This window comes from Mycobacterium scrofulaceum (assembly GCF_001667885.1).
GTDB classification, from domain to species: domain Bacteria; phylum Actinomycetota; class Actinomycetes; order Mycobacteriales; family Mycobacteriaceae; genus Mycobacterium; species Mycobacterium scrofulaceum_C.
Map to the genome: position 1 here is coordinate 39646 of NZ_LZJW01000075.1, position 22388 is coordinate 62033.

Genomic DNA, 22388 nt, shown 5'->3' on the forward strand with positions numbered 1-22388 from the left:
CCCCTTAAGTTCCAACCAACGGAGTAAGCAGATGAATCGAGTCAGCGGCAAAGTTGCGGTCGTCACGGGTGCTGCGCGCGGCCAAGGACGTAGTCACGCAGTCCATCTCGCCGACGAGGGTGCCGACATCATCGCCGTTGACATCTGCGACGACATCGCGACCAACGACTATCCGATGGCACGCAAGAGCGACCTCGACGAGACGGCGAAGCTGGTGGAGAAGGCCGGCCGGCGGGTGGTCACCGCGGTGGCCGATGTGCGGGATCGGGCGGCCCTGAAGAAGGCGATCGACGACGGCGTTGCCCAACTGGGCGGGCTGCACGTCGTCGTCGCCAACGCCGGCATCTGCCCGCACGGAGAGCACAAAGGGTATCCGGCGTTCCGCGACGTGCTCGACGTGAACTTTCTCGGCGTTGTCAACACCGTCAACGCCGCGTTCGACCATCTGGACACCGGTGCGTCGATCATCGCCACCGGCTCGATCGCCGGACTGGTCTCCCAACACGACATGTTCAACGGCGGCGGCAACGCGGGCCCCGGCGGGCTCGGCTACGGTCTGGCCAAAAAATTCGTCCGCGACTGGGTCAAATCGATGGCGATGACGCTGGCGGCGCGAGAGATACGCGTCAATGCCGTGCACCCGACGAACGTGAACACCGCGATGATGAATAACCCGATGATGTACAAGACCTTCCGGCCCGACCTGGAGGCTCCGACACACGACGATGCCTTCGTGATCTACCCGATGCTCCAGGCGATGCCGGTCCCCTGGGTGCAGCCCGAGGACATCTCGCACGCCGTGGTCTACCTCGCCTCTGACGAATCGCGATACGTCACCGGACTGCAGATGTTCATCGACGCCGGTGCCGCGCTGAAAATGGGTTTCTGACCTCCCCGACGACATGACACCCGATGAGGCGGTACGAAGCTGGCTCGAGAGTCACGTGGGGCCCGTGCGGGCCTTCGAGCGCCAACCACGTTGGCGTCCGGCCTGGTTCGCCGACGTCGAACGCGACGGCACGATCATGCCGCTGTATGTGCGTGGCAACCGCGAGGGCATGGAGTTCTCGTTATCCACCCACCGAGAAGCGGACGTCCTTGAAGCCTTGGAGAAGCAAGGGATTCCAGTCCCACACATTCACGGTCGGATTGACGCACCACCGGCCATCGTGATGGATCGCCTGCCCGGCGCCACCAATCTGTCGACCTCGCCGAGTGCAGCAGAACGCGACTCTGTCATCGATGAATACATGGAAATCCTTGCGCGGATCCATCGGCTGGATCCGGGTGAGTTCTCCACCGCCGGGCTTAAATTGCCCGAAAGCCCTCAGCAGCATGCGTTGTCGAGTTTCGAAGCGTCCGTCGCGAGGTATCGGTCTACCAAAAAGCGCCCCGAGCCGTTTCTGGAATTCGGCATCGGCTGGATCCGCCGCCACGTTCCCGCGCACCGGTTCGACCCGCGCTTCGTCCTCGGCGATCCGGGACAGTTCATGTTCGCCGACGGTCGTGTGACCGGACTGCTCGACGTCGAACTAGCCTACCTCGGCGACACTGCCCATGACCTCGCAGGTCTGCGCCTGCGCGACATCTCCGAGCCCTTCGGCGACCTCGAGCGCGCGTTCCGGCGCTATGAAGAGGTTTCCGGCGTGGAACTGGACCTGCCGGTGGTCGAGTTCCACACGGCGCAGTTCTCGCTCACCACGCCTCTCTCGTTGGTGATGGTCTTGCACAACCCTTTTCCGATGAGCGACTTGCTTCAATATGAGGAGTGGTTTCAGCAATGCTCGCTCAACGCAGTCGAAGCCATGGCCGCGGTCGAGGGCGTCACCCTCGACGATTACCGACTCCCGCAGGCGACAGATGTCCGCCAGAGCGGCCTTGTCGACGCGTTGGCACCCATTATCGAGGAATCACCCACCGAGACCGAGATTGACCGCTTTCGCCGGCATCAAACCGCGCAAACCGCGCGCTACGTTTCCGGCGTCTGCCGGCACGGTCCCGCGATCGAATCCGAAAACCTCGACGACGTCGAACGCCTGCTCGGCTCCCGATACGCCGACTGGCGTGCGGGCGATGCGGCGCTGGAGGCATTCGTGCTGCAGGCACCCGACAATATGGACACCGAGCTCATTCGGCTGTTCCACCGCCGCATCATGCGGCAAATGCGTTTACTGGAACCGGTTCTCAACCGCGCCGGCGGCGTGCACCCGCTGACACCCCTGGCGCGGTTACTCGGCCGCTGACGTCCGCGTCGTAGGCCGCTACCGGGCGGCCAGCTCCAGACGCTTCCGACGGCGAACCAGGATGCTGGGCAGCCAATCTCCGACGTCACACGCGTCGATCCAGGTGGTGCGGTCCAAAAGCATCTTGAACACGATCTGAGCCTCCAACCGGGCCAGGGCCGCCCCGACGCAGAAGTGCACGCCCTTGCCGAACGTCACATGCCCTTTCGCGTTGCTGCGGTCGAGACGGAATTCGTCGGGCGACTCGAAGTGCTCGGGATCGCGGTTGGCCGCCCCCCATAAAAGAATCAGATGCGCATTCCCTGGCACCTCCACCCCGCCGAGGGTGGTGTCGCGCCACACATGGCGGTAGTGGCCACGAAACGGCGGCTCGTAGCGCAGTGTCTCTTCGATGAAACTGCCCAGTAATTCCGGGCTTTCGCGGAGCCGCTGTTGGACCTCGGGGCGGTCAGTGAGAATCCATGCCGCGCTGCCCAACAACGAGGCGGTCGACTCGCCGGCGGCGCTGAACAGCGTGAGCATGATGCTCATCGCCACGGCCTGGTCCACCTCGCCGGAGGCGTAGCGAGCGGCCATGTCCGGTATCAGTCCGGATTTGTCCACGGTATCGGCCTTCTCGAAATGCTCCATGACGTACTCGGCCAGTTCGAACGCCGCAGCCCCGGCCTCCGCGAGCTGCGCCTCGGTGACAATCCCGTCGAGCAGGGTGGTGGTGGCGTAACCCAGCCGGATCAGCTTGTCGACATCGGCGTGGGGCAGGCCCAGCAATTTGGCGACCACCATCATCGGGAGCCGGTTCGCCACCGCGCTCATCCACTCGATGCGTCCGTGGCGCAGGTTCTCCTCCCACAGGCGCTCGGCGGTCTCAGCGGCGAATTCCTCGATGATCCGCACCCTGCGCGCGGATAGGTGTGGGAGCAAGATCTTGCGGTGCAGCGCGTGCGCCGGATCATCGGCCGTGGCCAGGGCGTGGCTGGGGCTTCCCGCCTCCATCATCGGCAGCGCTGCGATGCTGCGGTCCTCGCGGAAAATCATGGTTGCCGTGAGATTGGACGAAAAGTCCTCGACCCGACTCACGGCCTCGATCACCGCGTCCCAGCCACACACGGCATAGAAGTCGGAATCGGCGATGCGATGCACCGGAGCCGTCGCGCGCATCCGGTCATACATCGGATACGGATCCTGCAGAGCCTCGGCACCGAAGAAATCGACCGGGTCGCTCAAGACCGCCATAGACCCAGGCTGAATGTGACCGTCGGCGCGGTCAATAGCGCGAGGAAAGGTTGATAAGCCTCCCGTCGCGCCGTCCGTGCGCCCCAAACCCCTTGCGCAGGAGGACCAGCGCGTTAGCCTGAGAATTGTTGCTGATAATTCTCAGCCTGAGGGAAGTTTTTGTTGGCTGTACGGGGAGGCTTGCATGGCACAGAACGACTGGCTCGTGGGCCGGGATCGCCGCAGCGCAGCCGCCGAACGGATATATGCGGCCGCCGCCGATCTCATCTCGCGCGTCGGATACGACGAGTTCACCATCGAGAGCCTCGCCGAAACGGTCCACTGCTCACCGGCGACGATTTACCGGCACGCCGGCGGAAAGGCGGCCATCAGGGACGCGGTGGTTGCCCTCCAGGCAAGCCGCATCGTCGATACCGTGCGCGAGGCCATCAAAGACCTGACCGGCCGCGAACGAGTGGTGACGGCCACCATCCTGGCTTTGCAACGCCTGCGCTCTGATCCGTTGGCTCAGCTCATGCAGACCGCACCGACGATGCCGCGCAGCGAGTGGCTCACGAACTCCCCCGCTGTCACCGCACTGGCCTATGACATGCTCGGATCCGACAACGCGGATCCACTTGCCGCCCAATGGCTTATCCGGGCGTTCCTGGCGCTGTGGTGGTGGCCGGTGAGGGACCCCGCCGACGAACGCGCCCTCGTCGAACGCTTTCTCGGCCGGTCTTACGAAGACCCCGGCTGAGGGCCGAATCACCGACCCAGTACGGCCACCACGCAGGACCCACCGCCGCCCATCGCCTGCGCCAGACCGACGCGGGGATCCGCGGCCTGCCTCGAATCCGCCTCTCCGCGAAGCTGACTCACCACCTCGGCGACCTGGGCCAGTCCCGTCGCACCGAACGCGTGCCCGCGGGCAAGGCAGCCGCCGTCGGTGTTGGTCGGCAGCCTGCCTCTGGATCCCAACCCGCCCGACTGGACGAGTTCGGCCACGTCCTTGACGTCGACGAGGCCGAGCGCGATCAGCGCGGTGACCTCCTCGCTCGCGCACATGTCATGCAGTGAGACCACTCCGATGTCGTGCGTCGCCGCCCGCGCCTCCTCGAACGCACGACGAGCGGTCAGCGTGATCTGTGACGGTGGGCCGACACACGGACCGGCCAGTGGCCAGGTCTGGTCTCGCGGCCAGCTGGTCTGCTCGATTGCGTTGATCGCCACGGACCGGGGGCGCTGCCCGGCGGTCACGACGATCGCCGCACCGCCATCGACCGACGCGTGACACATCATTTTGGTGAGCGGCTCGGCGACCATTCGGGCCGCCATGACCTGCTCCACCGTCACCTCGTCGTCGTTGCGCCGCGCCGCCAGTGGATTGTGCCGCGCCTGGTTGTACGACTTGGCCGCGACGGCTCCGAACACTTCTGCACCGCAACCCGTCTCATACAGCCACCGGTTCGCCTCGATCGCGTAGTGGATCTGCGGCGGGAAGCGGTCCCAGAAGTCGACCGCCGCCGGCACCACGCCGCCGGGTTCCAGCGCCGTGGTCTTCTCGTAGCCGATCGCCAGCGCGGTGTCACAGCGACCGGAGGCTACCGCCCACACTGCGTGCCGCAAGGCAACCATGCCGCCCGCCGAGGCGCTCTCGATGGCGGTCACCGGAACCCCGGTGCGGCCCAAACGAAGTGCCACTTTGAGGCCGGTTTGGGGCGGCGCCATCGAGGAAGACGTAAACACTTCGCCCACAGCGTCATAGCCGATACGCGCATCGGCGAGTGCCGCCTCGGCGGCCTTGAGGCCGAGCGTCGCCAGCGCGGTGTCGGCGTGTTTACCGAACGGTGTGACGCCGATACCGGCGACGTACGTCCCTGTCATTCTGATTGCGCCTCAAACAGAACGATGATGTTGTCCTCCAACGTGTTTTCGACGATCCGGCCGACGGTGCCGGGGGCCGGACGAGGCCCAGATACCAACACTTGCAGCCGCCCGTCGGAGGTGTCGACCCAGGCGACGCTGTAGCCGTCCTGACCGTACCCGGGGATCGGTGACTTCCCGGGAACGAAGGTCGACGCCCACACGGTCGCGGGGCGATCAGCGGACATTGGTCATGCCTCCTTCGCGCGCGTTGGCGTTGCCCAGGGCCGGCGGCGGCATGAGCGGGACGGGTCCTTGTCCGGCGAATCGCCATGGCAACCCGACTAGGCGGGCGGTATCGATGTCCGGGTCTGGGTGAGCGATCTCGGGGAAGAATCCGCGGATCGCCAGATGCGGATCTGAAACCAGGTCCTCGGCCCGTTGGACCGCTGCGGCGCGCAACCCCAATGCGCTCAGACGCGCCGCAACATCGTCAGCCGGGGCGGTGGCAATCAGGTCCGCCAGCTTCTCGACCATCGTGGGATGCCACGAATCATGTGATACTGCAGTGATTTCTGCAAGGCTTTTCCACTCACCGGGCTCCGCGATTTCAACGGCGACCCAACGGCCGTCGGCGGCGAGATAGACGCCGCGATGCGCGGAATCGCTGATGTCAGAGCTACCCGGAGCGGCTGCGGCGACGAACTCGGCCACGGAGAACGCGACGACCTCAGCCATCGAGAGATCGATGACGGCGCCAGTATCACGCGCCGGCCCGACGGCCCACGCGGCGATCACCGCGGCGGCCACCACGGAGGACAGCGGGTCGGCGATCACGGTGCCGAGCCGCGCGGGTGACCCGTCCGCGCTCGTCGTCAGCCCCGCCAGCCCCCCGTAAGCCTGAACGTTGTTGGCGTAGACGCGATAGCCGGCCATGGGTCCTTCCGATCCGAAGCCGGAGACGCGGACGGCGAGCCTGCCCGAGCCAGCCACTGCGGGGGGCTCCACGTTGAGTCTGGCGAGCCGAGCACTGCCGATGTTTTCGATGAGGACGTCCGCGTCGGACAGCGCCGCGGCGACGTCGTCCACCGCACGGGCCGGGTCGATCAGCAGGCTTTGCTTGGAATGATTGGCGACCGCGAAATACGCACCGCGTTCGACACCTGCCCGTCCCCCGGCGAAGGGCCCGGTACGCCGATAGATGTCAAGGCGCTCGGGGTCTTCGAGGCGCAAAACCCGGGCGCCCATGGCGCCGAGCAGCGCGCCGACGATGGGGCCGGCCAGGACATGGGTCAGCTCGGCGACCCGCAGATCGCTCAGGCGGCCGGTACGGCGGCGATCCGCCCCTCCCCCGCCGTGGGTGAGCCACGGCGGTTCGAGCAGGCACAGGGCGACCTCGCCGAGCTGTGTTGCAGACACCGCGTCGCGGAACACGAACTGTGGTGAGGTCAGAATTTCTTGGGCTGCGTTCACCGGTGTGGATGGCACGCCGTTGGCCTGAAGCAGTGCCGCACACGCCTCTTTGTCGCGCGTTGCCGCCCATGCTGTTACGTGTCGGTTGATCAGATCGGCGTGGTCGATGCGGGCCTGGCGTTCGTCAAGACCAGTGGCCCAGTCCGGATGATCAAGCGCGGCAAGCAATCCCCGCCACTGATGGTTCTCGACCGCGGTGATGCGGACCATCCCGTCGCGACACGGAAACAGTCCCGACGGCGCGAGATAACGCCCGCTGCCCGCCCGTCCGGGGCACCCGTACAGCACGTGGGCGCATTCCGGGAGGGCAGCGGTGAACGCGACGGCCTCCTGCACCGAAACGTCGACGAGCACCGAGCCGTCGCTCTCGTTGCGCCGATCGAGGCCGTGCAGTGCGGCCAGGGCCGTGACCGCGCCAGCCGCCTTCAGCGCGACATAGCCCGGCGCCGGTACGGGCCTTCCGTCGGACCCCTCGATGGTGGCGAGCAGACCGCCGGCGGCCTGGGCGACGAGCTCGCCGCCGGGCTGCGACGACCGGGGCCCGTCGAGGCCGAACGGGCTGACCGTAACGACGACCGCGTTCTCTGCAATCGGGGGCGTGACGGCACGGCCCTGGTCGACGATCACGATGTCGTGTTCGTCGACCAATGCTGAGAGGTCCGTGGGTGGTTGGACGATCCGCTTGCCGCGATCAAGAATGAGGTCCACGGCCGCAACCGGTCCGTCCGGGGTCCCGATCACGGGTCCCGCCCGATGAGGTGCGTCGGCACCAACCACCTTCGTCGCTTCCGCACCGAGGCTGGCCAGCAGCGCCGCGGCGGCCGAACCGGCGATCCCGTCGCCGAGTTGAAGCACCCGCACACCCCTTAGGAAAGGCGTATCGCCCCTTCGGCTCACGTCACACTCTCCCGGGTCTCGGTCGCCGGGTAACGCGCGGTCAACCACCGCGTGGCCACGTCTCGGTGATAGGCGCGGGCCCCCAGGTTCGCCGCCGCGCTCGCCGCGCGGCGCAGGTAAATGTGCGCGTCGTGTTCCCACGTGTGGGCAATTCCGCCGAACACCTGGGTGGCGCCCTCGGGGACGGCACGCAGCGCGTCGATGCCCCAATAGGCGGCGAGGGAGCCCAGTGCGGGGGCCTCGGGATGCCCGTGTTGGCAGGCGTCGGCGGCCCGATTGACCAGCGCCCGCCCGATCTCGATCGCGCATCGCTGGTCGACCAGGCGGTGTTTGATCGCCTGGAAGGCGCCGATCGGGCGGCCGAAGGCGACGCGCAGCTTCGCGTACTCGGTTGCGGCGTCATTGGCGGCCGATGCGATGCCGACCAGTTCGGCCACCTGCGCAACGCAGCTCCGCAGAGCAGCCTCGCCGTGGCGACGTCCGGCGCACTGGCCCGACTCGATGACCTGAATGGGCGTGTTGTTCAATGTGATTCGCGCCGCTGGGTTGTGGTCGAGCGGGGTCAGCGGTTCGCAGAGCACGCCCGGCGCGGTGGGTTCTACCGTGCCCAGAACCGTGGCGTCACCCGTGCCCGCGCAGACCAGCAGCCTGGTCGCGACCGCGCCGTACGGCACGAGCGGCCATACCCCCGAGACGCCCGTCGCGGCATGTTCAGCGCGCTCGAGCAGCAACAGGCTGGCGCCGTCGGCGCAGCGGTCTTCGCACCATCCGGCCACCGCCGCCGCGGCGAGCGGAACGGGTGCTGACGCAGCGCCGGCGGCCTCGGCCAGGACACAGAGTTCGCGAAGGCCACCGCCTCCCCCGCCAGCGGTCTCGCTCACCAAGACATCGACCCAACCCGCTTCGGTCATGGTCTGCCACAGCTTCGGGTCGAATACGGCACCCGGGCCGTCGAGTAGAGCCCGAAACGCCCGAGGTGACCATGCCTTTCGCAGGATGTCATCGGCCGACGCGCGCAGTCTGCCGAGTTCTTCTGCGCTCTGGGCGATGTCGCTCAACGACGACAGGCCGTCAGGGGTCACGGGGCAACCCCAACAGCTTCTCGGCGATGACGTTGCGCTGGACCTCCGATGTCCCCGCGCCGAATGTTGCGGCCCGCATCAGGAGATAGCTCGTTGCGACGTTGCCGTTCTTCGCCGCCCCCACCGAGCCTCGTTCCAGCGTTCCGGCCGGTCCGGCGAGGTCCAAGCCGAAATCGGCCATCGCCTGGTCGACCTCCGAGGTCAGCAGCTTGGCCACCGACGCTTCGGGCCCGGGACTGACACCACGGACGCCGGCGGCCGTTGCCTGCGCCGCAATTTGACGCAACGCCTCTACTCGCGCGGCGAACCCCACGATCCGATCGGCCACGTAGCCGTCGTCTCGGCCCCCGCGCTCCAGCGCCCCTTGCTCTTGTGCCATCCGCACCAGGATTCCCAACCGCCGTTCGATGCGGTGGGTGCGGCTCTGCCCGACGCGCTCATAGCCCAGTGTGGACTTGGCCACCTGCCAACCGCCGTGCAGCGGCCCGAGCACGTTGGCGAGCGGCACCCGTACCGAATCGAAGAACACCTCGTTGAACTCGGCCTGTCCGGTGATCTGGCGGATCGGGCGCACTTCGATGCCGCTCGTGTTCAGGGGCACAAGGATGTAACTGATCCCGCGGTGTTTGTCCGCTGCAGGATCGGTGCGCGCCAGGATGTAGATCCAGTCGGCGTACTGGGCCTTGGACGTCCAGATTTTCTGGCCGTCGATGATCACCTCGTCGTCGCACAGTTCGGCCCTGGTCTTCAGGGCCGCGAGATCGCTTCCGGCGTCCGGCTCGCTGAAGCCCTGGCACCACACTTCCTCGCCCGAGAGGATTTTCGGCAGATAGCGTCGGCGTTGCTCGTCGGTACCCCATTGAATGATGGTGGGGCCAAGCTGGTTGATGGCGCTGCGGTTGATGGGCTCGGGTGCGTGCGCGGCGGCCATCTCGGCATTGAAGATGAGCTGCTGCACCGGCGTGGCGCCGCGGCCGCCGAATTGCACGGGCCAGGAAATCGCCGCCAGGCCGGCGTCGTGAAGCCGGCTCTGCCACAGCCGCATTCGACCAAGTCGGTCGCCCTCGTCGTGCCCGGAACCGCGGACGTCCTCCGTCAGTGCCGACGCCAGGAAGGCGCGAACCTCGTCGCGGAACCGGCGATCGGCCTCGGTGAGGACAACCCCGTAATCCGATTCGGTCACGCCCCACCGCGAAGGATCGAGGCCATCCGTACCTTCATGTCTCCGTAGGTGATCGCGGTAGCGCCCGCCCTGGGCGCGCGGCCGGCGTCCACCTTCGGCGCCGACAGATCCAGTCCGGCGATTCTTTCCCGCAGCGCCGCGACGGTGCAGTGTTCCCTGCCCCGTCGCTCGACACCGGTGTAGCCAAAGGCACGCGCCGCATTACGCCAGGTGATCGCCTCGACCTCGTCGGGTGTGCAGCCCTCCAACTGGGCGGCGAGCTGCTCGGGCGCGTCCGGCCAGCTGCTGTCCGAATGCGGGTAGTCCATCTCCCAGCAGATGGTCTCCACTCCGATGCGCTCCCGCATCTCGATGCCGACCCGGTCGCGGATGAAGCATGACATGAAGTTACGGCGATACACGTCGCTGGGGCTCAGCCCGTCACCCAAATCGTCTCCCGTCCAGGCCCGCTGGCGCGAGTAGATGTCCTCGAATCGCTCCAGCAGGAACGGGATCCATCCGATGCCGCCTTCCGACAGCGAGAACTTAATAGACGGGAACTTCCGAACGATGGGTGAGAACAACAGGTCGGCCACGAAGCGTTGGGTGTCGATCGGCAGCATCGAGTTATAGGCCAGATAGGTGGTCAGGTCCGACGGCACGGGCAAGCCGCCGCCCGTGCCGATGTGGATGTTCACGACCGTGTTCTCTGTGCAGATCGCCTCCCACAGCGGATCCCAGTGCGGATCTTGCCAGGGCGGCTGCCCGTAGCTCCCGATGTGCTGTGGAGCCGTCACCGCGCGACAGCCCCGCCCCGCCAGGCGCCGTACCTCGGCCGCGGCCAGGCTCGCGTCCCACAACGGCAGGATGCCCATCGGGATGAACCGGTCGGGATGCCGGCCGCACCAGTCCTCGATGTGCCAGTCGTTGTAGGCGCGCACCATCGCCTCGGACACGTCGCGGTCGCCGCGGTAGGTGAACAGCGCGCCCGAGATGGTCGGGAACGACGGAAAGCACAGCGACGCAAGCACACCGGAGGCGTCCATGTCGCTCACCCGTGCGTCGACGTCGTAGCACCCTGACCTCATGTCGCTGAATCGTGACGGCTCGAATCCCCATTCGTCGTTGGGCCGGCCCGCGACCGCGTTGAGCCCGATGTTCGGCAGCTGCAGGCCGTCGTACACCCAAAAACAGACGCCGTCGGCGTCCTCGACGATGCGCGGCGCGTCCTCGGCAAAGCGACTGGGCACTCGGCCGACAAACATGTCGGGCGGCTCCACGGTGTGGTCGTCGACGCTGATCAGTACCAGATCGAGAGGATCAATCACTTGAAGAATCCTAAACCATTAGACATTTTCTGTCTAAGTGTTCTATCTGGGTTCGCGGGCTAGGGCGAAATCCTGAACCCAGCCCGCCATCAAGCCGTAGACGGACTCCATTGCATCGCGCGCAGCGGCATCATCGCCAATGGGTTCGTAGTCGATGTCCCAGACCACGATGGATTCCCCGGCGGCATCCGCGTTCTCGGAGACGGTGTTCACCGCCACGAAGCGGCTGACCGGCATCGGATTGTTGGCGATCTCATACGACAGCGCACGCTTGTCGGGCTTAATCCAGATGAGGGTCTCAATGACCGGCTTCTCAGTGCTCGCGGCGATGAACCGCCGCATACCGGGCCCTTCGCCCTCGACCCTGACATCGCTGGGCCCGGGGATCCAGTCGACGTTGCCGAAGTCGGCAAGAACTGCCCACACCGCGTCCGGTGGCGCGGCGAGCCGCTTGGTGACCGTGAATGTTGGCATTCGCTGACCGTATCACCAGATGTGACAGTTGATCGACTAGTGTACTTATGTATCGCCGACGCGCGAAGGAGGGCGGATGGGCACCGACGCCACTACGGGAGGCCAATTCGAGGTCGATGAAGACTGGGTCCGCTACGAGGTCGTCGAACCGCACATCGCGCAGATCACCATCAATCGGCCCGAACGGCGCAACGCAATCCTGTCGCCCGGAATGCATCAACTCTTCAAGGAGCGGCTGGACCGCGCCGAAGACGACGACGAAGTCAAGGTCGTCATGCTACTGGCAGAGGGCAAGGACTTCTGTAGCGGCGACGACGTGCGCCGGCTCCCGGTGGAAGAAGCGGGACTGCGCAAGGGCGGGCGATTGCCGCAGACCGCGCGCCTGGGCAACGCCCGACGGCTGCACCGGCACCTGACGAATTGGCTGGAGTTTCCGAAGACGGTGATCGCCGGATGTCAGGGTGCCACTCTTGGCGCCGGGATGAATCTGGCCCTCGCCGCCGACATTCTGGTCGTCTCCGACGACATGTACCTTGCCCGCCCTCAGGCACGCATCGGGTTCGCGGGCTTTTCCACGGCCATGCCGCTCGCGCTGCTCAAGCTGGGACCAAACCGCGGCTATGAGGCGATGATCACCGGCCGCAAGGTCACCGCGAACGAACTACACGAGTGGGGGGTAACCACGTCGGTGGTGCCTGCCGAGCGGCTCCGCGACGAGGCATTGCGGTATGCCCGCGCCATCGCTCACCACTCGGCCGACGGTCTGATGGTGGGAAAGCACGCTCTGATCGCGTTCTGGCACGCCGTCGGGATGGCGCAGTTTGGAGACTGGGTGCCGATGGGCCACACGGTCTTTAGCAACCTCACGTGGCGCGACGACGAGTTCAACTTCATGAAGGAACGCGGCGCCCGCGGCGGCCGGGAGGCGATGGCCGAGTTGGAGCGCCGCTATGCCGAGTGGGGGTTCGAGTAGGCCCTACTAAACAGCTATACAGATATTGTCTGTATGTTCTGTATGCTCGTTTCTAACGCAAGGCCACGAGGAGTTGGATGACGATGGGTGTGTTGGACGGACGGACCGCGTTGGTGACGGGGGCCGGGCGGGGAATCGGCGCCGCGGTGGCCGAGGGCTTAGCCGCCGAGGGCGCGACGGTCCTGGTCTCCGACGCGGGCGTCGGCGTCGACGGGACCGGACACGATTCCGGTCCGGCCGAAAGCGTCGCGGCGGCGATAACGAGCCGTGGCGGCAAGGCATTCGCCGATACCACCGACATCACCGACTTCGCCGCATGCGCGGATCTCATCGGCCGTGCCGCCGAGACGCTCGGCGGCTTGGACGTCGTGGTGAACGCCGCGGGGATCCTTCGGGACGGCATGGTCTTCAAGATGAGCGAGCAGGACTGGGACGCGGTGGTGTCGGTGCACCTCAAAGGGACGTTCAACGTCACGCGGCACGCGGCGGCCTGGTGGCGGGAGAACCGCGGCGGGCAGTACCGGCTGATCACCTTCACGTCCATGTCGGGCTTGCAGGGCGCGCCGAGCCAGCCGAACTACGCCGCGGCCAAGATGGGCATCGTCGGCCTGACCTTCTCGTGCGCCAACGCGCTGCGCAACTACGGGGTGCGCTGCAACGCCGTTGCGCCGATCGCGGGAACCCGGATGACGCAGGGCATCAAGGGCGGCGGCAGCATGGACTACTCGGACTCGAACGTTCGCCTTTCGCCGAAGAATTGCGTGCCCCCGGTCGTGTATCTGGCCAGCGAGCAGTCCGACTGGCTCAACCGGCGCGTGATCTTCGCCGGGAACGGGCGGATCAGCCTGATGTCCAATCCGGTCGTCGAACGCGAGATCGTGTCGGCGTCGGGGACGTGGGACATCCCGACCGCATTCGCCGAGATGGAGACGTCGTTCAAGGAAGCGGTGCTGTATCCCAACATCTTTGATAAGCCACCGTCCAGCTGAGCCGACGAAAAGTGCGACAATGACCGAGCTTGCCACCGAGCGGGTGCCACCAAAGTTCGCCTGCGGCGAGACTTTCGTGCCCAAGAGCCGGTACATCGACCCGGAATTCCTGCACCTGGAGCTGGAGCGATTGTTCACCCGGGTGTGGCAGCCCGCGTGTCGCGAAGAGGAAGTACCGGACGCCGGCTGCTTCTACGAGTACACGATCGGTCGGCAGTCTATCGCCGTGGTGCGCCAAAAGGACGGCAGCATCAAGGCATTCCACAACACCTGCGCCCACCGCGGCATGAAGGTCGTCCGCGGCAGCGGTTGCTCGGCCAGTAAAGAGCTGCGCTGCGAATTCCATGGCTGGCGTTATGAATTGGACGGCCGGTCCTCCTTCGTCCCATGTCGCGACGAATTCGCACCGCGCCCCCGCCAGCAGTGGGGCCTGCGTCCCGTCGCCGTCGGGACGTGGGGCGGCTGGGTGTTCGTGAGCATGGCCGAGGACCCGCCGGATCTGCTCGAGTGGCTGGACCCGCTGCCGACCGCGCTGGCTCCATTTCGGTTGCAGGACATGCGCTACCGCTGGCGCAAGCGCACGTTCCTGCCGGCGAACTACAAGACCGTCATCGACGCTTTCATCGAGGGCTATCACACGGCCGGGACCCATCCGCAAACGATGCGATCGGCGCAGGGCCCGCGGCCGTCTGCGGAGCCCGCAGCGCCGCAAGAATACGTCTACGCTCCCTACACCCCGACCATCACCTATAAGAACCACTCGCGGTTCGTCTACACGCAGCGTCCAGAGCATGCCGGCCGCGACAAGGGTCGCCAGGAGCAGGCGGCGCGACCAGAGGTGTTCGCGAATTCGATGAAGTACCAATACCTCGAGGTCGGGTCGCTGGTCACCGAGCGTGACTACCGGGCCGCGCAAAAGCTGGCCGCGATGGAGCCCGGAGACGTCCCACCATTTGTTCTGTACCACCAAATGTGCGAGGAACTCGCCCGCGCCGAAGGTGTTGACTTCCCGACGATGTCGATGGAGCAATACTTCGCCGGGAACGGTGACTGGCATTTGTTTCCAACCATGGTGATCCTGGTCGAGAAGTCCTGCCTGCTGGGATACCGCATGTTGCCCGACGCCGAAGACCCGAATCGGTGCACGTTCGAGATGTTCTCTCTGGAGCATTTTGCGCCCGGCGAGGTGCCCGAGACGCAGTGGCAGGTGTTCGAGCGGTGGCAGGACCACGACGGCTGGGGCGAGCTGCCCTCACAGGACCTGAGGAACATCGGCGCCATCCACGCGGGCATGCACTCGGCCGGGTTCGACGGACTCTGGCTCAACACCGCCCAGGAGATGTCCATTCGCAACGAGCATGCGATCGCCGACAGGTTTCTGTTCGGTTCGGACCGCGACGATGCGGATCATCGCGCTCAGGAGGGCGGTTCCTCCGCGTCGAAATCGGATAAGCGATAGAGGTTATCGCCATCGGCGGCGGCCTCCAGCCGCATCCATGCGACAACAGCAACACCGGGACCGTGAAGCCGCCGGTTTCAGGATAGCCTGACTTACCAGCTGATTGGCGACCCACGCGGAGTCTGGGGTGGGCGCAACGCCAACTTGCGGAATCGGGCTGCGTCAGAAACACGTTGATGACCGGTCAGAGACCTGCTTCGGGCTCACGCGGATATCGGAAAAGTTTCAGCGCTTCGTCGGCGACTGCGATCAGCGAGCCGGTGGGGGCATCGCGCTCGCCAGTCAGCCGGTCGAAGATTCCGACGTCTTTACGCAGCAGGGGTCCGACCATTGGAGCCAACACCCCGAAACCACCGAGAGCGACGGCGGTGTTCAGCGAAAAGCTGTTGCCGCTGCTGACCGACAAAGCGCGGCCCAGAGCCTGCTCGTCCAGGCCCAACCGAGTGCCGGCAACCATCGCGTCGCGCGCCAGGGCGTAGTGTGCGGCGTGCAGAGTGTTGTTGACGAGTTTGGCGATCAACCCGCTGCCGAGCGGCCCGAGGTGAATCACGTTGCCGCCGAAGGTTTCGAGCTCTGCGCGGCATTTATCGTAGTTTTCGTCATCGCCGCCGACGAGGACGGTGAGCTTGCCCTCGGCGGCCGCGAAGCCGCCCCCGCTGACCGGAGCGTCGATCACCCCGACACCCCGTTCCGCCGCGATCCGCGCAATCTGGTGACAGACCTCCAGGCTGATTGTCGAATGGATGGCCAGCACGGACCCAGGCGACATGCCGGCGAGCACCCCGGATTCGCCCAGGACGACGTCTTTGACCCCTGCATCGTCGACCACACAGATCCCGACCACGTCGCTGTTGGCCCCCAGCTCGGCCCGGGTCTCCGCGAACGACGCCGCAGAACCGCGATAGGGCTCAAGCGATTCCGCCCGGCGTGCCCACAACGTCGTGGGCACCCCGCAGGCTATGAGCCGATCCGCCATTCCCTTGCCCTGGTCCCCGAGACCGATGAATCCGGCTCGGATCCGCGGACGATCCGACGATGTCGGCGTCGCGGAGTCGGGGCGCGCGGTCGAGCCGGCTTGGTCAGTCATGGAGGGCGATGGCCTCCTCGGGACAGGACTGCACGGCGTCGGTGGCGGAGGGCTCTTCTCCTACTGGCACCTCGGCCGCCAGCAGCACGCTGTGCCCCTCCGCGTCGGCGTCGAACAACGCGGGCGAGAGGCTGTAGCAGCGGCCATGCCCCTGGCAAGCTCCGCTGTCGAGTTCCAGCCTCATCCACGCACCTCCCAACTCAGTGGCAGCGGCCGCGCCAGCCGCACCGGAAGAGCTTCGTATTGCAACGACGAGCCCGGCCTGATCTCGTAATCGGGAATACGCTTGTGAAATTGGTCGAGTGCCGCCCGCAGCTCCATCCGGGCGAGATGGCTTCCCAGACAACGGTGAAAACCGCTTGCGAACGAGTAATGCGGATTGGGCCGACGGGTCAGGTCCACTTTGAGAGGATCTTTGAACTTGTCCGGATCCAGGTTGGCGGCGGCCCACAACACCGTCACCTGCGTTCCTGCGACCACGGTCGTCTCGCCGACCTGCATGTCCACGGTTGGAGTCCGCGATGCCACCGGCACCGGGGTCTCCCAGCGCATCAACTCTTCGATGGCGTCGGGCCACATTTCCGGGTTCGCCACTACCTGGCGGCGCTCGTCGGGATGGCGCGCGAGCCAGGACAGGATGCAGGATAGCGACGCCGCGACGGTATCCAGGCCGGCGATCATCAGCAGGAAGCAAATGTCGAGAATGTTCTCGCGGGTCAGTGAGTGGCCGTCGACTTCGGCTGTCATGAAGCGGCCGAGGATGTCGTCCCCGGGTTCGCCGCTCGCTTCGCGTTCGTCGAGAACTTGGTTGAAGTACGCGTAGCACCGTTTGCCCGCCGCCTTGTACCTGGCCTCGCGTTGCGCGACGGTTTCCCCGTCGATGTCGCGCAGCAAATCGTCCTTGTTCTTCAGGAAGTAGTTCAGCTCGGAGAGCGGAATTCCCATGAGGCGCAGGAAAATTGTGGACGGCAGGATCGCGCAGAATTCATCGTAGATGTCAGCGTGGCCGCGTTCGATGAACTTGTCGATCAGCTCGTCGGCGAGCGTTCTTACGTCCGTCTCCAAGTGAGCGATCGCCTTCGCCGAAAAGATCGGGTCAAGCAGTTTGCGGTATTTGGTGTGCTCGGGCCGGTCGATGTCCAGCGGAATCAGCGGGCGATCGGCGCTCTGCGTATTGCCCAGTGCCCCCGATCCGCGCACATCGTGGCTGCGGGTCAGAGCGTCGACACTCTTGGCAGCGCCGACAATGTGATTGCCGTCGATCACGATCATCGGCGTCGATCCGATGCCTGCGTACACTTCCTGTGGTTCGGGGACAGTCAGCATCGCTGCGAAGTCACCCCCGAAGGCCTCGGCGGCAATGCCCTCCGTTACGGCATCGTCGGACTGTTCGTCGTGGCTAGCCGACAGCGCTGTCGTTTCGCTCATCTTTGTTCCTTCGCGGTGTACTACGGGGCAGCCCCAGGAATCGCTCGGCAATCACGTTTCGTGCCACGTCGGTGGATCCGCCATAAATGCCGGTCCCCGGCGCGAATCGGAATCCCGCTTCAAATGCACCGTCGCCGGCACTCCCCTCCGCTCCGCGCGCCAGAAGGGCTGTCGGACCGATGAGATCGATCAACTCCGACGCCGTCTGCACCAACACGTCGGAGGACAGGATGCGAGCCGCCGGTCCCGAAGCCGAACGCGTCATCTCGACCTTGACGAGCGCTTCGCCGATGCGCTCGGCCACTGCTGCGTCGTCGAGCAAGGATTTGCCTGCGGGATCCGGTTGCGTTGCGGCCCAATGAACGAACTCCGCGAGGAGTTTCTCGCACTCGGCCAGGTAGGGTCCTCCGATGGTCGGGTCACTGCCGTCGGCGGAGATGCCGTGTTCCTGGCTGAGCGGCGCGGCGACCACGGTCCAACCCGCGTTGACGTTGCCCAGGCGCCAGCGGTCGTTGACGCGAACATCTTGCAAGTAAACGAAATTGGTACGTTCGCCGCCAAGTGTGCCGATCGGCCGGATCTCCACCCCCGAAGTGTCCAGGGGCAGAAGGAAAACGGTCAGGCCCTTGTGCATGGGCGCCGACGGGTCGGTGCGCGTGAGGAGAAAGCAGTATTGGCTGAACTGGGCACCCGTGGTGAACATCTTCTGTCCGTTGATAACCCATTCGTCGCCATCCCGCTCTGCGCGGGTGCGCACCGCGGCCAAATCCGATCCGCAGTCAGGTTCGGTGTAACCCAGACAGATGCGAACGGTGCCGTCAGCCACCCGCGGCAGCACCTCGGCCTGGATGTCCGGCGAGCCGAACATTCGGATGGCGATCGGTGGTAGCAACGTCGTGGAGGCCAGGATGTAGGGCGCACCGCTGCGCGCCCATTCGGTGGCGACGATGCGCGCCCGCAAGGCGTCCAGGCCCGCCCCTCCCTCAGACGTCGGCCATTGCGTCGCGACCCATCCGCGCGCCCCCATCGCCAGGTGCAGGCTCTCGTTGAATCCGCCGCCGTGCAGCCGTTCGTCTTCCAGCACCGCCGGGGTGACGTGTTCGCCGAAGAAGGCGCGTGCCCCCCGCCAGAACGTGAGGGTGTCGTCGTCGAGGTCGATGGTTTCGAAATTCACGCGAGAACATCCTTCAACGCGTGCGGCGCCCACCGCGCGACGCGTCGCAGATGGGTGCGACGGTCGCCGACGGCCAGCGCCCAGCCTTTGGCCCGACGGTAGTAGAGCTGAACGTCGGATTCGAGCGTGAACCCGAAGCCGCCCTGGGTGTGGATGGCGGTGGCCCCGGCTTGCTCGGCGGCGTCGCCGGCGGCCAGCACTGCGCACAAGGCCAGGGCACCAACGGATTCGGGTTCATGGTCGCAGAACCAGGCAGCGCGCCACAGTAGCCGCCGGGCCGCGCCCACGCTGTTGGCGGCGTCGACCAATGGATGAGCGATGGCTTGGAACGCTCCGATCTGGGAGCCAAATGCCGTGCGCTCTTTGGCATATTGCACACCGAGGTCCAGGGCGGCCTGACCCAGCCCGACCAGCGCGGCCGCCGTCAAAACGTGCCATTCCCGTTCAGCTAGGTCCCACTCGTCGGCCGAACCCACCCGTGCGCCACCGGCAACCTCGCGCCAGCCCAGCGGAGCGCACGCCAGGTTGGGCTGGGTCGGCGCCGGCGGGCTGGTGACCAGCGTCAGGTTGGCGCCCTGCGGCGCGAGCACGGCCTCTGCGATCGCTCCGGCGGGTGCCAGCCGACGGTCGGCGGTGCCCGGGGCGAGGGTGACAACCGCGCCACGATCGCGCATGGCGGCCAGCAGCCGCGATGACGGGTCGATGCGGGCGAGCGCGCGAGCCGCCGCCAACACCTCGGCCAGGGGTACCGGCGCCGCACGGCGGCCGGCCTCTTCGAGCACGAGCGCCAGCTCGACCAAGCCGGCCCCGTCGCCACCGACCGCTTGGGGCAGCGCCATCTCAACGACGGCACGTTCCTGGAGCTCATCCCACAGCGCCGCGTCGAACCCCACCGGTTCGGCCGAGCGAACCCGTGATGTTGGGATGGTCTTTTCGAAATAGGCCCGGAAAGAATCCCGCAGTGCGGCCTGCTCCTCGCTGAGCGAGTAATCCTGTTGGCGAAGCGAGAACTCTGCGTTCATCCGACGGCCACTCAGGGGGCGTCCTTCAGGACGCTTTCGTCAAAACCAAACAGCCTGCGTGCGTTTCCGCCGACGATGGCCCGCGCACTGTCGATGTCGACGCCGTCGAAGAGTCTGTCGAGGATCTTCTCCGACTCTGGGTATGTGCTCTCGGGGTGGGGATAGTCGTTGCCCCACAACAGGCATTCGGCACCGGTATCCGCGAGGTTCGTAATGGCGACGGGATCGTCCTGAAAGGTCGAGTGGATCTGATGCCGGATGTAATGACTGGGCAGTTCGGCAAGTTTCGGTTTGGTCCAGCCGATCTCGTCGTGCGCCTGGTAATAGTAGTCCAGCGTCTGCATTGCCCACGAGATCCAGCCGCCGTTGCACTCGACGAAGACGGCGTGCAGGTCTGGATGCCGTTCCAGGATGCCGCTGCAGCTCAACAAGGCGGCTGCGCGCGGCGCCATCGATTGCGTAGCAAGAAGATTCGCCGTGCCGCTCCCCCACCCTCGATAAAAGATCATGTCGTGGCCGCTGCCCTGATGCATGACGGCCGGCCGGCCCGTCGACGCGATCACGCCCCACAGCGGTTCCCACTCTTTGGAGTTCCACTCCGGCTTGCCAACCAGCGGCAACAGCAGTCCACCCACCGACGGATCGGCAGCCACCCGCTCGACCTCGGCGATGGCCATGTCGGCATCCCAGGTGGGGATCATCATCGCAAGTTTGATCCGGTCGTGTCCCCCGATCTGCTCGCGAATCCAATCGTTGTAGACCTGGCATACCGACTGCCCGGCAAGGGGATTGGCGATGTCCCACGCGTATAGCCCGATGGTGGGAAAGACGATTTCGGCGTTGATGCGGTCGGTGCGCATCATGTCGAGCCGCACGTCGGGCGAGGCGGCCGCCACGCGCTCGGCCTCCTTGACCGCTGCCTCTTCTGCCGACAGTTCGTTCCAACCGATGGGGCTGCCGTTGACGACCAGGCTCCACCCGCCGGCATCATCGGCCAGGATGCGGCGCGGGGCGTGATCGCGCAGGTCCACGCTGAGGCGCTCGTACCAGAGGTCGTGCGGCTCGTCGACGTGCGCATCGGCCGAGATCTTGGGCAGATCGACGGTATTCGTCATATCAGACCTGCACCGTCTCCCGGCCGGCCGCCTCGGCACGGGCCCGGTACTCGGCCTTGCTCACCGTCGACAGGTCGACGTCGGTGGCCCTGGCGCGTAGCGCACCCACCGTCGCGTCTTTCTTTGCGGTGTGCTTGAACGGGTCGAAATCAAAGAAACGACAGCTATTTTCGTGAGTGATCTTATTGATTTCCTCGTCGGTTGCACCGGCAGCCGTGAACTCGCCAAATAACTGCTCTGGGCCGTTAGGCCACGTCGAGTCGGTGTGCGGATAGTCGCACTCCCACGCCAAATTGTCGATGCCGATCTCGTTGCGCAGCTTAACGCCGGCCGGGTCGGTGATGAAGCAAGCCAGGACCTGGTCCCGAAATATCTTGCTGGGCATGCGATCCGACCAGTCCTGACCGATCCAGAGTTGATTCTTAGCGTGTCGGTCGGCCCGCTCGAGGTAGTAGGGGATCCAACCGATGCCACCCTCGGAAAGGGCGATACGCAGGTCCGGGAATCTGCGCAAGGTGCGGCCGAACATGAGGTCCTGCAAGGCCATCAGCGTGAGCTGGGTGGGCAGGATGATGTGATGGTCGATCGGAGCGTCAGGCGCCAGCGTGATCAGGCCGCCACTGGCCCCGATGTGCATGCACAGCACGCTGCCCGTCTCCGACATCGCGGTCAGCATCGGGTCCCAGTGCTCGCTGTGAAAGCTGGGGAAGCCGAACGCGTGCGGTGCCTCGAGGAAGCTGATGGCCTTGCAGCCTTTGTCGGCCAGACGCCGCACCTCGGCCGCACACAATTCTGGATCCCACATCGGCACAATGCCGATCGGGATGAACCGGCCCGGATGCGATCCGCACCACTCGTCGACGTGCCAGTCGTTGTAGGCCTTCAACATGATCAGCGCGAGGTCCTTGTCCTCCGCCTCGCAGAACGTACGCGCGTTGAACCCCGCCATCGTCGGGAAGTTCATCGAAGCGAGGACGCCCCCGGCGTCCATATCGCGCACCCGCAGGTTGACGTCGTAGCAGGCGGGCCGAATCTCGGAGAACACGCCGGGGTTGAAGCCCCATTCCTCTTTGGGCCACGTGACCACCGCGCACATGCCGAACGGCGTCGAGGTCTCGATGCCCTGAAATACCCAGCGATCAATACCCTCCGGGCTGCGCTCGACCTTTGGCGCCTGGTCCGCCCACTTCTGGGGGACATGACCTTTGAACATATCCGGCGGTTCGATCACGTGGTCATCGATGCTCACCAAGATCATGTCGTCAAGATTCACCGCAAACTCTCCTCGCAGTCCGATTCGGTGTATCCGCTATAGAAGAACACCGTTCTCATGCGAGGCTAGCCGACCCCGCAGCCTCAGGCAATGCTTGCGCTACCCGGTGCAGATCTTGACCGGGTGCGCGC

General features: G+C 65.6%; 21 protein-coding genes. 6 read left to right on the top strand and 15 right to left on the bottom strand.

All coding sequences use genetic code 11. The annotated features are described in order from the left end of the window. Positions 1-31 precede the first annotated feature (31 nt). Together A5681_RS10600 and A5681_RS10605 are read left to right on the top strand one after the other, a co-directional pair. On the top strand, positions 32-889 hold the full coding sequence (locus A5681_RS10600; protein WP_055404272.1) for a mycofactocin-coupled SDR family oxidoreductase: 858 nt from the start codon (positions 32-34) through the stop codon (positions 887-889). 64 nt (positions 890-953) lie between these two features. Next, on the top strand, positions 954-2243 hold the full coding sequence (locus A5681_RS10605; protein WP_231996280.1) for a phosphotransferase family protein: 1290 nt from the start codon (positions 954-956) through the stop codon (positions 2241-2243). 18 nt (positions 2244-2261) lie between these two features. Here the strand turns inward: A5681_RS10605 and A5681_RS10610 are convergent, their stop codons facing one another. Continuing rightward, complete coding sequence (locus tag A5681_RS10610) at positions 2262-3476, bottom strand: cytochrome P450 (protein WP_067273371.1); 1215 nt, start codon at positions 3474-3476, stop codon at positions 2262-2264. Positions 3477-3660: 184 nt separating this feature from the next. Here A5681_RS10610 and A5681_RS10615 point away from each other — a divergent pair, with 184 nt between their 5' ends. After that, the gene (locus A5681_RS10615; RefSeq protein WP_067273374.1) at positions 3661-4215 is read left to right on the top strand and encodes a TetR/AcrR family transcriptional regulator; all 555 of its coding nucleotides are present in this window, start codon (positions 3661-3663) and stop codon (positions 4213-4215) included. Positions 4216-4223: 8 nt separating this feature from the next. On the opposite strand, the gene A5681_RS10620 is transcribed toward A5681_RS10615, so the two are convergent. Genes A5681_RS10620 through A5681_RS10650 form a run of 7 tightly spaced genes read right to left on the bottom strand, consistent with a single transcriptional unit; the run spans position 4224 to position 11737 of the window. Continuing rightward, the gene (locus A5681_RS10620; RefSeq protein WP_067273377.1) at positions 4224-5342 is read right to left on the bottom strand and encodes a thiolase family protein; all 1119 of its coding nucleotides are present in this window, start codon (positions 5340-5342) and stop codon (positions 4224-4226) included. Continuing rightward, positions 5339-5569 (bottom strand): hypothetical protein, encoded by a 231-nt coding sequence (locus tag A5681_RS10625; protein WP_067273386.1) that lies wholly within the window; start codon positions 5567-5569, stop codon positions 5339-5341. Before A5681_RS10625 ends, A5681_RS10620 begins: the two co-directional genes overlap by 4 nt. Further along, on the bottom strand, positions 5559-7649 hold the full coding sequence (locus tag A5681_RS10630; RefSeq protein ID WP_231996281.1) for a CoA transferase: 2091 nt from the start codon (positions 7647-7649) through the stop codon (positions 5559-5561). The genes A5681_RS10625 and A5681_RS10630 overlap by 11 nt, the downstream gene beginning before the upstream one ends. A 38-nt stretch (positions 7650-7687) precedes the next feature. Next, complete coding sequence (locus A5681_RS10635) at positions 7688-8773, bottom strand: acyl-CoA dehydrogenase family protein (RefSeq protein ID WP_067273390.1); 1086 nt, start codon at positions 8771-8773, stop codon at positions 7688-7690. Next, complete coding sequence (locus A5681_RS10640; protein WP_067273393.1) at positions 8763-9956, bottom strand: acyl-CoA dehydrogenase family protein; 1194 nt, start codon at positions 9954-9956, stop codon at positions 8763-8765. The genes A5681_RS10635 and A5681_RS10640 overlap by 11 nt, the downstream gene beginning before the upstream one ends. Further along, positions 9953-11263: an amidohydrolase family protein gene (locus A5681_RS10645; RefSeq protein ID WP_082968301.1), complete on the bottom strand. Its 1311-nt coding sequence runs from the start codon at positions 11261-11263 to the stop codon at positions 9953-9955. The genes A5681_RS10640 and A5681_RS10645 overlap by 4 nt, the downstream gene beginning before the upstream one ends. A gap of 42 nt (positions 11264-11305) precedes the next feature. Continuing rightward, positions 11306-11737, bottom strand: coding sequence for an SRPBCC family protein (locus A5681_RS10650; protein WP_067273402.1), 432 nt, complete (start codon positions 11735-11737; stop codon positions 11306-11308). 76 nt (positions 11738-11813) lie between these two features. Here A5681_RS10650 and A5681_RS10655 point away from each other — a divergent pair, with 76 nt between their 5' ends. The 3 genes from A5681_RS10655 (at position 11814) to A5681_RS10665 (ending at position 15158) form a co-directional block, all read left to right on the top strand. Further along, positions 11814-12710 carry an enoyl-CoA hydratase/isomerase family protein gene (locus tag A5681_RS10655; protein WP_067273404.1) on the top strand — a complete coding sequence of 299 codons (897 nt, stop codon included), beginning with the start codon at positions 11814-11816 and terminating at the stop codon, positions 12708-12710. 77 nt (positions 12711-12787) lie between these two features. Next, positions 12788-13699 carry an SDR family NAD(P)-dependent oxidoreductase gene (locus A5681_RS10660; protein ID WP_231996282.1) on the top strand — a complete coding sequence of 304 codons (912 nt, stop codon included), beginning with the start codon at positions 12788-12790 and terminating at the stop codon, positions 13697-13699. 19 nt (positions 13700-13718) lie between these two features. Further along, on the top strand, positions 13719-15158 hold the full coding sequence (locus A5681_RS10665; RefSeq protein ID WP_082968302.1) for an aromatic ring-hydroxylating oxygenase subunit alpha: 1440 nt from the start codon (positions 13719-13721) through the stop codon (positions 15156-15158). Positions 15159-15342: 184 nt separating this feature from the next. On the opposite strand, the gene A5681_RS10670 is transcribed toward A5681_RS10665, so the two are convergent. The 7 genes from A5681_RS10670 to A5681_RS10700 are packed head-to-tail and all read right to left on the bottom strand — an operon-like array spanning position 15343 to position 22257. Next, positions 15343-16245 (bottom strand): NAD(P)-dependent oxidoreductase, encoded by a 903-nt coding sequence (locus A5681_RS10670; protein ID WP_082968303.1) that lies wholly within the window; start codon positions 16243-16245, stop codon positions 15343-15345. Continuing rightward, entirely contained in the window at positions 16238-16429 is a 192-nt protein-coding gene (locus A5681_RS10675) for a ferredoxin (protein WP_067273407.1), read from the bottom strand. Before A5681_RS10675 ends, A5681_RS10670 begins: the two co-directional genes overlap by 8 nt. Beyond that, a complete protein-coding gene (locus tag A5681_RS10680; protein ID WP_082968304.1) occupies positions 16426-17673 on the bottom strand; it encodes a cytochrome P450 in 1248 nt (415 codons plus the stop codon). Before A5681_RS10680 ends, A5681_RS10675 begins: the two co-directional genes overlap by 4 nt. Then, positions 17645-18847: an acyl-CoA dehydrogenase family protein gene (locus A5681_RS10685; protein ID WP_067273411.1), complete on the bottom strand. Its 1203-nt coding sequence runs from the start codon at positions 18845-18847 to the stop codon at positions 17645-17647. The genes A5681_RS10680 and A5681_RS10685 overlap by 29 nt, the downstream gene beginning before the upstream one ends. Next, on the bottom strand, positions 18844-19869 hold the full coding sequence (locus A5681_RS10690) for an acyl-CoA dehydrogenase family protein (RefSeq protein ID WP_067273415.1): 1026 nt from the start codon (positions 19867-19869) through the stop codon (positions 18844-18846). The genes A5681_RS10685 and A5681_RS10690 overlap by 4 nt, the downstream gene beginning before the upstream one ends. A gap of 11 nt (positions 19870-19880) precedes the next feature. Then, positions 19881-21023: an amidohydrolase family protein gene (locus A5681_RS10695; RefSeq protein ID WP_156737933.1), complete on the bottom strand. Its 1143-nt coding sequence runs from the start codon at positions 21021-21023 to the stop codon at positions 19881-19883. Continuing rightward, positions 20986-22257, bottom strand: a complete 1272-nt coding sequence (locus tag A5681_RS10700; RefSeq protein WP_067273422.1) for an amidohydrolase family protein — start codon at positions 22255-22257, stop codon at positions 20986-20988. The genes A5681_RS10695 and A5681_RS10700 overlap by 38 nt, the downstream gene beginning before the upstream one ends. Positions 22258-22388 lie beyond the last annotated feature (131 nt).

Coding starts and splice junctions, on each gene's coding strand:
- A5681_RS10655 (WP_067273404.1), top strand. CDS start 11,814: ATGGGCACCGACGCCACTACGGGAGGCCAATTCGAGGTCGATGAAGAC.
- A5681_RS10690 (WP_067273415.1), bottom strand. CDS start 19,869: ATGAACGCAGAGTTCTCGCTTCGCCAACAGGATTACTCGCTCAGCGAG.
- A5681_RS10670 (WP_082968303.1), bottom strand. CDS start 16,245: ATGACTGACCAAGCCGGCTCGACCGCGCGCCCCGACTCCGCGACGCCG.
- A5681_RS10675 (WP_067273407.1), bottom strand. CDS start 16,429: ATGAGGCTGGAACTCGACAGCGGAGCTTGCCAGGGGCATGGCCGCTGC.
- A5681_RS10620 (WP_067273377.1), bottom strand. CDS start 5,342: ATGACAGGGACGTACGTCGCCGGTATCGGCGTCACACCGTTCGGTAAA.
- A5681_RS10680 (WP_082968304.1), bottom strand. CDS start 17,673: ATGAGCGAAACGACAGCGCTGTCGGCTAGCCACGACGAACAGTCCGAC.
- A5681_RS10600 (WP_055404272.1), top strand. CDS start 32: ATGAATCGAGTCAGCGGCAAAGTTGCGGTCGTCACGGGTGCTGCGCGC.
- A5681_RS10650 (WP_067273402.1), bottom strand. CDS start 11,737: ATGCCAACATTCACGGTCACCAAGCGGCTCGCCGCGCCACCGGACGCG.
- A5681_RS10665 (WP_082968302.1), top strand. CDS start 13,719: ATGACCGAGCTTGCCACCGAGCGGGTGCCACCAAAGTTCGCCTGCGGC.
- A5681_RS10660 (WP_231996282.1), top strand. CDS start 12,788: ATGACGATGGGTGTGTTGGACGGACGGACCGCGTTGGTGACGGGGGCC.
- A5681_RS10615 (WP_067273374.1), top strand. CDS start 3,661: ATGGCACAGAACGACTGGCTCGTGGGCCGGGATCGCCGCAGCGCAGCC.
- A5681_RS10610 (WP_067273371.1), bottom strand. CDS start 3,476: ATGGCGGTCTTGAGCGACCCGGTCGATTTCTTCGGTGCCGAGGCTCTG.
- A5681_RS10625 (WP_067273386.1), bottom strand. CDS start 5,569: ATGTCCGCTGATCGCCCCGCGACCGTGTGGGCGTCGACCTTCGTTCCC.